Origin of the sequence: Phaeovulum sp. W22_SRMD_FR3, assembly GCF_052113705.1 — a bacterium.
Taxonomy (GTDB): domain Bacteria; phylum Pseudomonadota; class Alphaproteobacteria; order Rhodobacterales; family Rhodobacteraceae; genus JBGQOG01.
The window spans coordinates 42,532-54,083 of the sequence record NZ_JBGQOG010000011.1 but is presented as its reverse complement, the minus strand read 5'-3'; the positions used below and the strand labels follow the sequence as shown (position 1 = coordinate 54,083).

Sequence of the window (11,552 nt, the reverse complement as noted above, 5' to 3'; positions counted from 1 at the left end):
GGCTCCCGGTGACGGGGGCCGCTGCCGATCCCAATGGCGCTTCGCGAGACCCCGCGCTTCAAAAAGCCCGGCGTGTCGCAAAGCCCTTGCCTGTCGCAAAACCCGGCGTTCGGAGCGCAGAGCCGGGCGCCATTCAGCCCTTGGCGGTGGCCATCATTTCGGCCACGCCTTTGCGCAGGATCGCCTGATCTGACCCGCAGACAAAGAACGTCACCCCTTTCGCCCGCCATGCCGGGATCTGCGCGGCCGCGCCCACAAACAGGCCCACCGCGGTGCCCGCGCGTTTGCCCGCCGCGATCACCCGCTCAATCGCAAGGTCGAGGTCGGGCGAGGGAAAGGCCAGGCCCATGGATTGCGACAGATCAGCAGGGCCGATGAACAGCATGTCGACATCGGCGCAGGCCGCAATCTCATCCAGATGATCCAGCGCGCTTTCATCCTCGATCTGGACGATCACCACGCTCGTCTCATCGCTGGCGGCGCGGTAGTCCGGGATGCTCATGCCGCCATAGTTTCCCGCCCGGGGCGAAGGCGACAGGCCGCGCTTGCGGCGTGAAAAGCGCACGGCGTCGCAGATTTTCTCGGTGCCGTCGCGGTCAAGCACATGCGGCACCATCACCCCGGTCAGGCCCAGATCCAGAAGCGGCGCAATCCAGTCGGTGCCCGCCCCCCAGCGCCGCGACAGCAAGGGCAACCCCACCGCCCGCGCCGCGAGCGAGAGCAAATCCATCTGCCCCAGATCAATCGGCGCATGTTCCTGATCGACCACCACGAAATCGAGCCCGGCGAGGCCCATGATTTCAACCGATTGCGGCGCGGGTGTTTTCAGGAAACTCCCGATCAGCACTTCGCCCGCCCTGATGCGCGCCCTCAGGTTCTGTGTCATCGCATTCTCCCTGTCGTTTCCCTTAAGATGCGGACGAAGCCAGAGCTTCGACCACCAAAGCAATCCCCTGCCCGCCGCCGATGCACATGGTCACCAGCCCGAACCGCCCGCCGGTGCGCTGCAACTCATAGAGGGCTTTCACGGTCAGAATGGTGCCCGTCGCCCCCAAAGGATGCCCCAAAGCGATGGCGCCGCCGTTGGGGTTCACCTTTGCCGCCGACAGACCCAGCAGACGGTTCACCGCAATGGCCTGCGCCGCAAATGCTTCATTGGACTCGATCACATCCATATCCGCAAGCGTCAGCCCAGCCCGCACCAGCGCCAGCGGAACCGCCTCGACCGGGCCGAGCCCCATGACCTCGGGCGGCACACCGGCAACCGACCAGGACAGCAGACGTCCCATCGGCACGAGACCGCGCGCGGCAACCTCGGCACCGCCCGCCAGCACCACGGCCGCCGCCCCGTCATTGATGCCGCTCGCATTGCCCGCCGTCACCGTGCCATCCGTGCGAAAGGCCGGGCGCAGGGCCGCCAGTTGCGCCGCCGTGGTGCCCGCGCGCGGATATTCATCCTGCCGGACAAGCGTGTCGCCCTTGCGGCTTGGAACCGGCACCGGCACCGGCACGATCTCGGGCAAGAAGCGGCCCTCGGCAAGCGCCTCCCCCGCCCGGCGCTGGCTTTCGGCGGCGAATGCGTCCTGATCTTCGCGGGTGATGCCGTGGCGCGCGGCCACAGTCTCGGCCGTGATCCCCATCGCGCCGCAGCCAAAGGGATCGGTCAGCGCGCCCAGCATCCAATCGGTCACCGTGGCATCACCCATTTTGCGGCCTGCCCGCATCTCGCCCAGCGAATAGGGCGCGCGGCTCATCACCTCGGCCCCGCAGGCCAGCGCGATGCGGCTCTCGCCCGCGCGGATCATGCTTGCCGCCGTCGCAATGGCCTGCGCCCCCGATCCGCACAAACGGTTGAGCGTCAGCCCCTGCGAGCTGGCCGGCAGACCCGCGCCCAGCCCGATCACCCGCCCGAGATAGAGATCGCCCGGCTGCGTCGGAATGACATTGCCCACCACCGCATTGTCCACCGCTTCGGCCGGGATGCCCGCGCGGGCAATCGCCTCCTTCGCGGCGATGATGCCCAGCCTGTCCGGCCCCAGACCAGAAAGCGCGCCGCCGAAACTGCCAATCGGCGTCCGTGCGGCCCCGAGAATGTAGATGTCCTGCTCTGCCATATCCTGTCCTTTTGCGGCGAAACCGCCGCTGCTGAGGTGTTTCGCGCCTGCCTCGGGCTTTGCTTCAGCCGTCCAGCCCGATGACCTGCGCGGCATTCGTGCTCACCATCGCGCGGATCTGCGCATCCGAATAGCCAAGCGCCAGACAGGTCGCCACCGCCTGCCGGAACCCCTCCAGCGGCGTCAGCGTGCCCACCTGCCCCAGATCCGAGCACAAAATCGTCCGCCCGGTCCCGACGCGGTCAATGAAATGCTGCAGCTCTTCCGTGGTCCGGGTGCGGAACTTCGACCCTTCAAGGAAGAAGGCCAAAGAATGCTCGACCTGCGCGCCCATATCGGCGATTTCCACCGTATCCTCCATGGTGGCGCCGACGATGTCCTCGGGATGGGTGAAAATCAGCCGCTCAACGCCGCGCCGTTTCGCCTCGGCAAAGACCTTTTTGGTTTCGCTGACATGGATATGCCCGCTGGCAAGCGCGAGCCCGGTGGCGGCGCAGACATCCAGCACGTCGAGCAATTCGGGCAGCATCCGGCCGCCCGCATCAAACAACGGCACCGCGCTTGCGGGGCGGATCTTTTGCGTCGAGGCCGGATGCGACCAGCCCGAACCCGCCTGCCAGCGCAGATGATTTTCGGCCGAGAGCGTCGGCAACCAGACGATTTTGCCATCCATCGCGGCGGTATGCTCCACCGCGTAGGCATTCAGCCCGCCCACCACATTGTTCAAGGCAATGCCCGAAAACACCCTGGTTTTCAGCTCGGGGTAATGATGGCCGATCATCGCGGCGCACATCACGCCGGCATAGTCGTGGTCCTTGGTTACCACCGCCGCGAAGCCTGCTTCGGACAGCATCCGGGCCAGTTCCAGATGATCCACCGCGCGCGGCGCGATCGAGGGGCCGCTGTGCACATGCGGATCCACCGCGCCCTGCAGGATATCGGCGATATGCGCCGCCTGCTCGGGGGTCATCGTATCCGAAGATGTCATGGTGTTTCCTTCCGGGTTCAGGTGCAGTTTTGCCCGCCGGACCGATGCGGCGGGACGGCAGCAGCTGCGGCAGCAGCTTGTCAGGGGCGGCAGGCCGCCAGCGCCTGCAGATTCAACTTGTCCCGCTGATCGGAACTGTGTTCTATTATTTTTCGATTGCTGCGCTTGTCAAGCGCCGAAGTGGCGCGTGGCGGCGCCGTTGATCGCGGATGCCGCCGAAACCTGCACGGTTGCACGGCGAAGAGATGCGGTTGTAAGACCTTGGAGAGACCTATGAGGAAGAAGATGCGGATGCCCGAGAATGACCTGAAATCAGCCGAGGGGCTGCAGTCCGTCATCATCACGCTGCAAATCGTTGAGCAGGTGGCGCGCACCGGACGCGGCGTCGGGGTCACCAGCCTTGCCACCGCCCTCGGCACCAGCAAGAGCCGCATCCACCGGCATCTGCAAACCCTTGTGCAGCAAGGATACGTCCTGCAGCACGAGGATTCAGAACGCTATGAAATCGGGTATAAGCTGGTGTCGTTGGGCCAGGCCGTGCTCGACAACAGCGGGTTGGTGGGCTCGACCCGGGATTCGCTGCTGGCGCTGCGCGACCGGCTCGGCCATTCCGCCGTGGCCTCGCAACTGACGCCCGACGGGATGCTGGTGATCACCACCATCCCCGGCCCCTCCCCCATTGAGATCGGCGTCCGCGTGGGATCTTTGCTGTCGTTTCACGGTTCAGCCCAAGGCAAGGTTGCCACCGCCTTCTCGTCGCCCGCCTTCCAGCAGCGGGTTCTGACCGGCACCCTGACGCCCTTCACCCCGCAGACGATCACCGACCCCGAGGCGCTGGCCGCCGAATTCGCGCAGATCCGCAAATGCGGTTGGGCGGTGGCGCCGAATCAGGCCGCGATGGGGCTGAACACCGTTGCGAGCCCGATCCTTGATGGCACCGGCATGGTCTGCGGCGCGGTGGGGATCGTCGACCTCACCCAGTCTCTCGGCGAGGTGCCCGCGCCCGCGCATATCGAGGCGGTGATGGACACAGCCCGCAAAATATCGGTCCTGATGGGCCATTCGGGCAGCTTGCCGCTCGGCTGAGCCGGGCCAAGCCCCGCCTCAGAAACACTTTCACGCCGCGCCTATCTCTGGCCTCCGCGTCTGTCACAGGACAGCGGGCGGGCCCCGGCTGCTCCGGTGTCAGCCGCGCGCGACGCCGCTGTTTCGCGCAATTACAGCCCGGGAGGGAGGGACTTGACAGCGCAGACCCTGGCCAAATATGTTCCGTTTGTAAGAACGATGTACCGCCAAGAGAAACATCATCGGTGAACACCGGCGCAGATGGCGGACGGCCACGGCGGCCTGGCTCCGCATCGGGGCGACCGGAAAGGCCAACAGAATATGGCGTCCCGTTCGCAGGGCGGCCGCCACAGACGCTGGGCAGAGGATCGCCCGAGAGAGATATCGGCAGCCCTCGGGCGGCCGGGAAAGGGAACCGATGTACGATAAATCCGACCCGCGCGCGGCACTTGCGGCGACCACAGGCCAATCGATGCTGAACCAGACCGGCCTCGTGGCCGAAGAGCAGGCCGCCCTGTTTTACGAGACGGGCCCGCAATGCAGCGGCCCGGAGGGAAAGACCTGGCTGCACCGGGCGCAGAACTTTCTGATCGCCTACAGTCAGGCAGCGCAGGGCGCGGTTTTTGAACGCCCCGCGCAGCCGGACGAATATTGCGTCCTGCTGCCGCAGAACGGCGCCGAGATCACCTGGAACGGCCAGACGACCTCGGTTCCCGGCTTTTCGATTGCTTTCGTGCCGCCGGGCGACAGCCGCGTCACCACGCGCGACGGCGGCGAACTGGTCCGCCTGTTCACCAGCCGCAATGCTGACCTCGTGGCCCTGTGCGGCAATGCCACTGCCTATGACACGCCGCGCCACCACATACCGCCGCTGCAGGACTGGCCGATGCCAACGGGCGGCTGGGCCCTGCGCCACTATTCCCTCGATGTCGCCCCCGAAGCGGGACGCTTTGGCCGGATCTTCCGCTGCACGACGCTGATGGTGAACCTGCTCGACCCGTTTGAAGGCCCGCGCGATCCGGCCAGGATGTCGCCGCATCACCATGATGATTTCGAGCAAGGCTCGCTGGCGCTGAAGGGGCAGTTCACGCATTACCTGCGCTGGCCCTGGACAAGCGATATGGCCGATTGGCACCCCGATCAGGCCTTGGAGATGGGCGCGCCTTCCCTGCTGATCATCCCGCCGCCGGTCATCCACACCACCCGCGCCTCGGGGGCGGGCACCAATCTGCTGGCCGATATCTTCAGCCCGCCGCGCGCCGATTTCTCGGCCAAGGCCGGTTGGGTGCTGAACGCCGCCGACTATCCGATGCCCGGCGCATAGATCCCAAAAGCAAGGGCGGGGTACATGCATCCCGCCGAATTGACCCATGACACTTCAGGGAGGAGACCCGAATGTTGCTCAAGAGAAGAACCCTGCTGCAAGGCGTCGCTGCGGCCAGCGCGCTGGTGGCCATGCCCTATGTCGCCCGCGCCGCCGGCCGGAAGATGCGCATCGCCCATGCGGCCAGCGAGGTGCATCCGGGGCATATCCTGACCACCAGCTTCCGCGATGCGCTGGAGGAATTGATGCCGGGCGGCTTTGACGTCCAGATCTTCCCGAACCGCCAGCTCGGCGATGACAAGCAATTGCTCGAAGGGGCGGTGGCGGGGCTGATGGATGTGGTGGCGGTCTCGGGCGTGCTGATCCCGCTTGTCACCGGGCGGCAGGCGATGAACGCCTGGCAAATGCCTTTCCTCGTGCGCGACTACGACCATTTTGGCGCGCTGGCCCTGGGCGAGACCGGGCAAAAGATCCTGGATGATCTGCGCCCTGCCGGTCTGGTCGGTCTGGCCACGGCCGACACCGGTCAGCGCAATTTCATGTCGGTCAAAAAACAGGTGAGCGCGGTATCCGACTTTGCCGGGCTCAAGACCCGCATCGTGCCGGTGCCCTTGCATCAACAGATCTGGGAGGCCGTTGGCACGGCGCCCGTCGGCCTGCCCTATGGCGAGATTTACGGCGCGCTCGAGACGGGCGTCATCGATGCGGTCGAGATCAACGTCTCGTCCATGATGGGCGAAAACCTGTGGGAGGTGGGCAAGCATTTCACCCTGACGGGCCATTACCCCTGGCACATGGCAACGCTGATGTCCGAACAGTTCTGGGACGGTCTGAACCCCGAGGAACAGGCCGCCGTCACCGAAGCGGGCCGCCGCTCGGTCACCAGCACCCTCACCTATGCCAAGACCCAGGACCTTGAGGGCCGCGAGGCGCTCAAAGGCAAAGGCGTTGAGTTCTCCGCCCTGACCGACCTTGCGGACATGCAGGCGCGGGTTGCCGGGCTGACCGCGGAATGGGCCGCGAAAGATGCGCTGATCGCGGAGCTGGTTGCGGCGGCAGGCAAGCCCGCCTGACGCATGGCCCCTGACCACCTTCCCCGCATCCGTGCCCACACGCGCGGGGAAGGCGCAACCTGAAAGGACGAATATGATGCAGGACAGGGCCGGAGGTTTTGCCCGTTTCGTTGCGGGATACGTCGGTATCATCCGCACGCTGGCGGGGCTGTGCATGGCGTTGATCGTGGTGATCATGCTGGCGCAGGTCTTTTACCGCTATGTGCTGAGCGACAGCCTGATCTGGGCAGAGGAGCTGTGCCGGTATCTCCTGATCTGGCAGAGTTTCCTCGTGCTGGGGCTCGCCTATACGCGCGGCGAATTCGTGGCGCTGGATTTTGTGCCGGTGATGCTGAGCCCGCGCTGGCAATGGATCCTGCGGGCGGTCATGGCGGTTCCGATCCTGCTGTTTCTGGGCGCAATGGCTTGGTACGGCTGGGACTTTGCTTCCCGCTTCCACCGCCAGACCATCCCCGCGCTCGACTTTATCTGGACCGCTTTGACGGGCGAGGCGCTCGGCCTGTCGATTTTCTACGTCTACATCAGCGTGACGGTGGGCATGGTGCTGCTGGCCCTGCATGTGGTGGCAGACCTCGTGATGACCTTTCGCCCGCAATGCCTCGGCAACCTGCCGTCCTGGCCTGCACATGACACCGCCCCGGAGACGATATGACCAGCTTTTTCCTCCTTTTTGCGGGATTCCTCGCCTCCGGCGTGCCGATTGCCCTGGGCCTGGGCATTGCGGGCACCGCTTACCTGTATCTCTCCGGCAACGGGATGATGGCCCTGATGCTGCCGCAGCGGATGATCGCTGGCATTGACCAGTTCGTGCTGTTGACCATCCCGCTGTTTCTGTTGGCCGGTGCGCTGATGAATGTCGGCGGCGTGACCGAGCGGATCGTCTCGTTTGCCCGCGCGATGGTCGGCCACCGGCGCGGGGGGATGTCCTCGGTCTCGATCCTCTCCTCAGGGTTTTTCGCGGGCATTTCGGGCAGCGCCACCGCCGAGGCCTCCGCGCTCGGCGCCATCCTCATCCCCGCGATGGCGCGTCAGGGGATGCCGCCCGCCTATGCCGCCGCGCTGATCGCCGTCAGCTCGGTCATGGGGCCGATCATTCCGCCCTCGATCACGATGATCATCTATGGCGTGTTGTCGGGGGCCTCGATCGGGCAGCTGTTCCTGGCCGGGATCGTGCCGGGGATCGGCATCGCCACCGGCCTGCTCTTCTATGCCAGCTGGCGCGCGCGGCGTGACGGCTTTCCCGTCACCGCCAAGATGACCCTGCACGAGCGTCTGTCGGCGACGCGGCGCACCCTGCCCGCGCTGATCCTGCCGCTGATCATTCTCATCGGGATCAAGGCGGGCATTTTCACCCCGACCGAGGCCGCCGCCGTTGCCGTTGGTTATGCGCTGATCATCGGCTTCATCTACCGCGACCTGACCATCGCCCGGGTCTGGGAATCCCTGATCGCCACCGCGCTCGTCTCGACCTCGATCCTGTTCATCACCTCGATGGCGAGCATCGTTTCCTTTGTCTTCACCCTTGAGCAGGTGCCGACGCTGATCGCCAATGCCATGCTCGCGGTGACCGACAATCCCTGGATGATCCTGCTGCTGCTGAACATTTTCCTGCTGATCCTCGGGATGTTTCTGGAGCCGATCTCGATCCTGATCCTGACCATGCCGATCCTGATGAAGTTTCAGGCGCTGATCGGCATGGACCCGGTGCAGTTCGGCACGGTGGTGGTGCTGAACGTGGTGATCGGCATGGCCACGCCGCCGGTGGGGATCTTGCTCTTCATCACCTCGGCAATCTCGGGCGTGCCGGTGCTCAAGGTCATCCGCGAAGCGCTGCCCCTGATCGGGATCTGCCTGCTGGTTCTGGCGCTGATCGCCCTCATCCCGCAGCTGTCGCTGTTCATTCCGCGCTTTATGATCTGAAAGATCCCCATGACCGAGCAACGCACCATCCTGATCGTCGTCGCCCACCCCGAGCCGGGATCCTTCAACCATGCCCTGGCGCAGGGTGCGGCCGCGCGGCTGCGCGCGGCGGGGCACCGCGTCACCCTCTCCGATCTCGCGGCTGAAGGGTTTCGCGCCGATCTGGGGCCGCATGACATGCAAAGCCGCGCGGACCCGGAGCGCTTTCATGTGCAGGCCGAGCAAGCACATGCAGCGCGGACGCAAAGTTACGCGCCCGAGATCCGGCGCGAACAGGCCCGCGTGGTTGCCGCTGACAATCTCATCCTGCAGTTCCCGCTGTGGTGGGGCGGGCCGCCCGCGCTGATGAAAGGCTGGATCGACCGGGTGCTGAGCTATGGTTTCGCCTATGTGGACGGGCGGCGCTTTGACACCGGCCTGTTCACGGGACGGCGGGCGATGATCAGCGTGACCACCGGCGGCACGCCCGAACGGTTTTCGGAAACGGGCGTCTATGGCCCGATTGAGCCGCTGTTGATGCCGGTCCGCCGGCTAGCCCTGGAATATATGGGCTTTGCGGTCGCCCCCTCCCATGTCGCCTATGGGGTGCCCCGCAGCTCCGAACAGGACCGCCAAGCCTATATTGAGCGCTTTTCTGACGCGGCCCTCGCGATGGCGGCAGAGCCTGTGGCCCCGACGAATGCCTGGCAGACCGCGCTCAGCGAGGTGCCGGACGGGGCCTGGGCGCTCAAACGCTGATCTCAAAAACGAGGCAAATCCCGCCCCCCCGGGCAGACAGTTTTGCCTGAAATGCACCGGCTGTCGCAGGTGCACAAAGGTTCACGCATCCCAACCCTGCCTTCCGCAAGCGCGGGCGGTGCTTTTCGCGGCATCGCCCGCGCAACCATACCTTAGCCCAGCCGTTGCCACTGCCCGTTGGCGCGCGACGAGTAGATGCAGGCCGCGATAAAGCGCATCCCCTCCAGCCCCGCGTCAATGCCGGGCAAATCCTCGGGTAAGGCGCCCGCGGTGATCGCATCCGCCGCCCCGGCATAGAGGGTGGCAAAGGCCTCCAGATAGCCCTCGGGATGCCCGGCGGGCACCCGCGCCGCGCCCTGAAAACCGGGGCCACCCCGGGTCAGGGTCTGCGCGGGTTCGCCCAGCCGGGTGAAGCGCAGCAGGTTCGGCGTGGCATGGTTCCATTCCAGCCCCGCCTCCGTCCCCATCACCCGCAGCCGGATGTCATTGTCAAACCCCGGCGCCACCTGACTGGCCCAGAGCATCCCGCGCGCGCCACCCGCAAAGCGCAGCAGCGCCTGCGCATTGTCATCCACCCGCCGCCCCTCGACAAAGGCGGTGAGTTCGGCGGCCACCTCCGTGATGGGCTGGCCACTGACATAGCAGGCGAGATGTGCAGCATGGCTGCCGATGTCGCCCACCGCGCCCCCCTCGCCCGAGCGGGCGGGATCGGTGCGCCATTCGGCCTGTTTGCCGCTCTCGGGTCGGGCCAGCCAATCCTGTGCATATTCCACCTGCACCACCCGGATCTGCCCCAGCGCCCCTGCGGCCACCAGCCGCCGCGCCTCGCGGATCATCGGATAGCCCGCATAGGTATGGGTCAGGATAAAGAGCGCCTCAGAGGCTTTGGCGATGCGGGCCAGTTCCTCGGCCTCGGGCAGGGTCGCGGTCAGCGGCTTGTCGCAGATCACATGGATACCCGCCTGCAAAAACGCGCGGGCGACGGGCAGATGCAGATGGTTCGGGGTGACAATCGCCACCGCCTGAATGCCATCCGGACGGGCGGCCTCGGCCCGGGCCATCTCTGCATAATCGCTGTAGGAACGGGCAATGCCCAATTCGTCGGCCGAGGCTTTGGCGCGGGCGGGGTCTGCCGAAAGCGCCCCCGCCACCAGATCAAACCGCCCGTCGAGCCGCGCCGCGATGCGGTGCACGCCGCCGATGAAGGCGCCCTGCCCGCCACCGACCATGCCCAGCCGGATCCGCGCGCCGCTCATGCGCCAAGCCCGAGCATGCTGCGGATCTGGCTGCGGTCGACGCTGCCCCCCGCGAAATCGTCAAAGGCATGCGGCGTCGGCTCGATCAGATGCCGGGCGATGAAGGGCGCCCCCTCTGCCGCGCCCTGCGCCGGGGATTTCAGCGCGCATTCCCATTCGAGCACCGCCCAGCCGGTAAAGCCATATTGCGTCAGCCGCGAGAAAATCGCCGAGAAATCAACCTGTCCATCGCCGAGGCTGCGGAAGCGGCCCGCGCGCTCGGCCCAATTGGCAAAGCCGGAATAGACGCCCTGCTGCGCCGTCGGATTGAACTCGGCATCCTTGACGTGGAAGGCGCGGATGCGGTCGTGATATCGGTCGATAAAGCCAAGGTAGTCCAGCTGTTGCAGCACGAAATGCGACGGATCGTAGGCAATCGCCGCGCGCGGATGGCCCTCCACCGCCGTCAGGAAACGCTCAAAACTGGCGCCATCCATCAAATCCTCGCCCGGATGCAATTCAAAGGCATAATCGACGCAAAGCGCATCATGTGCATCCAGAATGGGACGCCAACGGCGCGCCAGCTCGGCAAAGGCTTCGTCGATCAGCCCGGCGGGACGCTGCGGCCAGGGGTAGAGATAGGGCCAGGCCAAGGCACCCGAAAACCCCACCTGCACCTCAAGCCCGAGGTTGCGCGAGGCGCGCGCCGCCTTGATCACCTCGCCCGCCGCCCATTCGGCCTGCGCCTGCGGCTTGCCGCGCAGGGCCTCGGGGGCAAAGCCGTCGAATTGTGGCGCATAGGCCGGGTGTACGGCCACAAGCTGGCCCTGGATATGCGTCGACAATTCGGTGATCGCCACCCCCGCATCGGCGCAGATCCCCTTGATTTCATCGCAATAGGTCTGGCTGTCGGCGGCGCGGTCCAGATCGATGAACCGGGCGTCGCAGGGGATCTGGATCCCCTTGTAGCCGAGGCCCGCCGCCCAGCCCGCAATCCCCGCAAGCGTATCAAAAGGCGCGGCATCGCCGGCGAATTGCGCGAGGAAAATCGCCGGACCTTTCATGCGATCCTTTTTGTCATTCATGGGCATTTCA

General features: G+C 65.7%; 11 protein-coding genes. 6 read left to right on the top strand and 5 right to left on the bottom strand.

Going from position 1 to position 11,552, the window contains the following annotated elements:
- Nucleotides 1-133 precede the first annotated feature (133 nt).
- The 3 genes from ACEN2S_RS14540 to ACEN2S_RS14530 form a co-directional block, all read right to left on the bottom strand.
- A complete protein-coding gene (locus tag ACEN2S_RS14540; RefSeq protein ID WP_441866963.1) occupies nt 134-886 on the bottom strand; it encodes an HpcH/HpaI aldolase family protein in 753 nt (250 codons plus the stop codon).
- A gap of 22 nt (nt 887-908) precedes the next feature.
- Nucleotides 909-2,114 carry an acetyl-CoA C-acyltransferase gene (locus ACEN2S_RS14535; protein ID WP_441866962.1) on the bottom strand — a complete coding sequence of 402 codons (1,206 nt, stop codon included), beginning with the start codon at nt 2,112-2,114 and terminating at the stop codon, nt 909-911.
- Nucleotides 2,115-2,178: 64 nt separating this feature from the next.
- Nucleotides 2,179-3,102, bottom strand: coding sequence for a DUF6282 family protein (locus tag ACEN2S_RS14530; protein WP_441866961.1), 924 nt, complete (start codon nt 3,100-3,102; stop codon nt 2,179-2,181).
- 273 nt (nt 3,103-3,375) lie between these two features.
- Between ACEN2S_RS14530 and ACEN2S_RS14525 the strand changes: the two genes are divergently transcribed.
- The 6 genes from ACEN2S_RS14525 (at nt 3,376) to ACEN2S_RS14500 (ending at nt 9,222) form a co-directional block, all read left to right on the top strand.
- Nucleotides 3,376-4,188 (top strand): IclR family transcriptional regulator, encoded by an 813-nt coding sequence (locus ACEN2S_RS14525; protein ID WP_441866960.1) that lies wholly within the window; start codon nt 3,376-3,378, stop codon nt 4,186-4,188.
- A gap of 397 nt (nt 4,189-4,585) precedes the next feature.
- Nucleotides 4,586-5,491 carry a hypothetical protein gene (locus tag ACEN2S_RS14520; protein ID WP_441866959.1) on the top strand — a complete coding sequence of 302 codons (906 nt, stop codon included), beginning with the start codon at nt 4,586-4,588 and terminating at the stop codon, nt 5,489-5,491.
- A gap of 71 nt (nt 5,492-5,562) precedes the next feature.
- Nucleotides 5,563-6,564, top strand: coding sequence for a TRAP transporter substrate-binding protein (locus ACEN2S_RS14515; RefSeq protein WP_441866957.1), 1,002 nt, complete (start codon nt 5,563-5,565; stop codon nt 6,562-6,564).
- Between the two features lie 76 nt (nt 6,565-6,640).
- Nucleotides 6,641-7,216: a TRAP transporter small permease gene (locus tag ACEN2S_RS14510; protein WP_441866955.1), complete on the top strand. Its 576-nt coding sequence runs from the start codon at nt 6,641-6,643 to the stop codon at nt 7,214-7,216.
- The gene (locus ACEN2S_RS14505) at nt 7,213-8,484 is read left to right on the top strand and encodes a TRAP transporter large permease (RefSeq protein WP_441866953.1); all 1,272 of its coding nucleotides are present in this window, start codon (nt 7,213-7,215) and stop codon (nt 8,482-8,484) included. The genes ACEN2S_RS14510 and ACEN2S_RS14505 overlap by 4 nt, the downstream gene beginning before the upstream one ends.
- 9 nt (nt 8,485-8,493) lie before the next feature.
- Nucleotides 8,494-9,222 carry an NAD(P)H-dependent oxidoreductase gene (locus ACEN2S_RS14500; RefSeq protein WP_441866951.1) on the top strand — a complete coding sequence of 243 codons (729 nt, stop codon included), beginning with the start codon at nt 8,494-8,496 and terminating at the stop codon, nt 9,220-9,222.
- 152 nt (nt 9,223-9,374) lie between these two features.
- Here ACEN2S_RS14500 and ACEN2S_RS14495 read toward each other — a convergent pair whose 3' ends face one another.
- Nucleotides 9,375-10,478 (bottom strand): Gfo/Idh/MocA family protein, encoded by a 1,104-nt coding sequence (locus tag ACEN2S_RS14495; protein WP_441866949.1) that lies wholly within the window; start codon nt 10,476-10,478, stop codon nt 9,375-9,377.
- Nucleotides 10,475-11,548: a sugar phosphate isomerase/epimerase family protein gene (locus ACEN2S_RS14490; RefSeq protein WP_441866947.1), complete on the bottom strand. Its 1,074-nt coding sequence runs from the start codon at nt 11,546-11,548 to the stop codon at nt 10,475-10,477. The genes ACEN2S_RS14495 and ACEN2S_RS14490 overlap by 4 nt, the downstream gene beginning before the upstream one ends.
- Between the last annotated feature and the right edge of the window lie 4 nt (nt 11,549-11,552).

What these genes read in the sequence shown, in the direction of transcription:
- ACEN2S_RS14510 (WP_441866955.1), top strand. Translation starts at nt 6,641, where the DNA reads ATGCAGGACAGGGCCGGAGGTTTTGCCCGTTTCGTTGCGGGATACGTC.
- ACEN2S_RS14490 (WP_441866947.1), bottom strand. Translation starts at nt 11,548, where the DNA reads ATGCCCATGAATGACAAAAAGGATCGCATGAAAGGTCCGGCGATTTTC.
- ACEN2S_RS14535 (WP_441866962.1), bottom strand. Translation starts at nt 2,114, where the DNA reads ATGGCAGAGCAGGACATCTACATTCTCGGGGCCGCACGGACGCCGATT.
- ACEN2S_RS14515 (WP_441866957.1), top strand. Translation starts at nt 5,563, where the DNA reads ATGTTGCTCAAGAGAAGAACCCTGCTGCAAGGCGTCGCTGCGGCCAGC.
- ACEN2S_RS14525 (WP_441866960.1), top strand. Translation starts at nt 3,376, where the DNA reads ATGAGGAAGAAGATGCGGATGCCCGAGAATGACCTGAAATCAGCCGAG.
- ACEN2S_RS14530 (WP_441866961.1), bottom strand. Translation starts at nt 3,102, where the DNA reads ATGACATCTTCGGATACGATGACCCCCGAGCAGGCGGCGCATATCGCC.
- ACEN2S_RS14540 (WP_441866963.1), bottom strand. Translation starts at nt 886, where the DNA reads ATGACACAGAACCTGAGGGCGCGCATCAGGGCGGGCGAAGTGCTGATC.
- ACEN2S_RS14500 (WP_441866951.1), top strand. Translation starts at nt 8,494, where the DNA reads ATGACCGAGCAACGCACCATCCTGATCGTCGTCGCCCACCCCGAGCCG.
- ACEN2S_RS14505 (WP_441866953.1), top strand. Translation starts at nt 7,213, where the DNA reads ATGACCAGCTTTTTCCTCCTTTTTGCGGGATTCCTCGCCTCCGGCGTG.
- ACEN2S_RS14520 (WP_441866959.1), top strand. Translation starts at nt 4,586, where the DNA reads ATGTACGATAAATCCGACCCGCGCGCGGCACTTGCGGCGACCACAGGC.
- ACEN2S_RS14495 (WP_441866949.1), bottom strand. Translation starts at nt 10,478, where the DNA reads ATGAGCGGCGCGCGGATCCGGCTGGGCATGGTCGGTGGCGGGCAGGGC.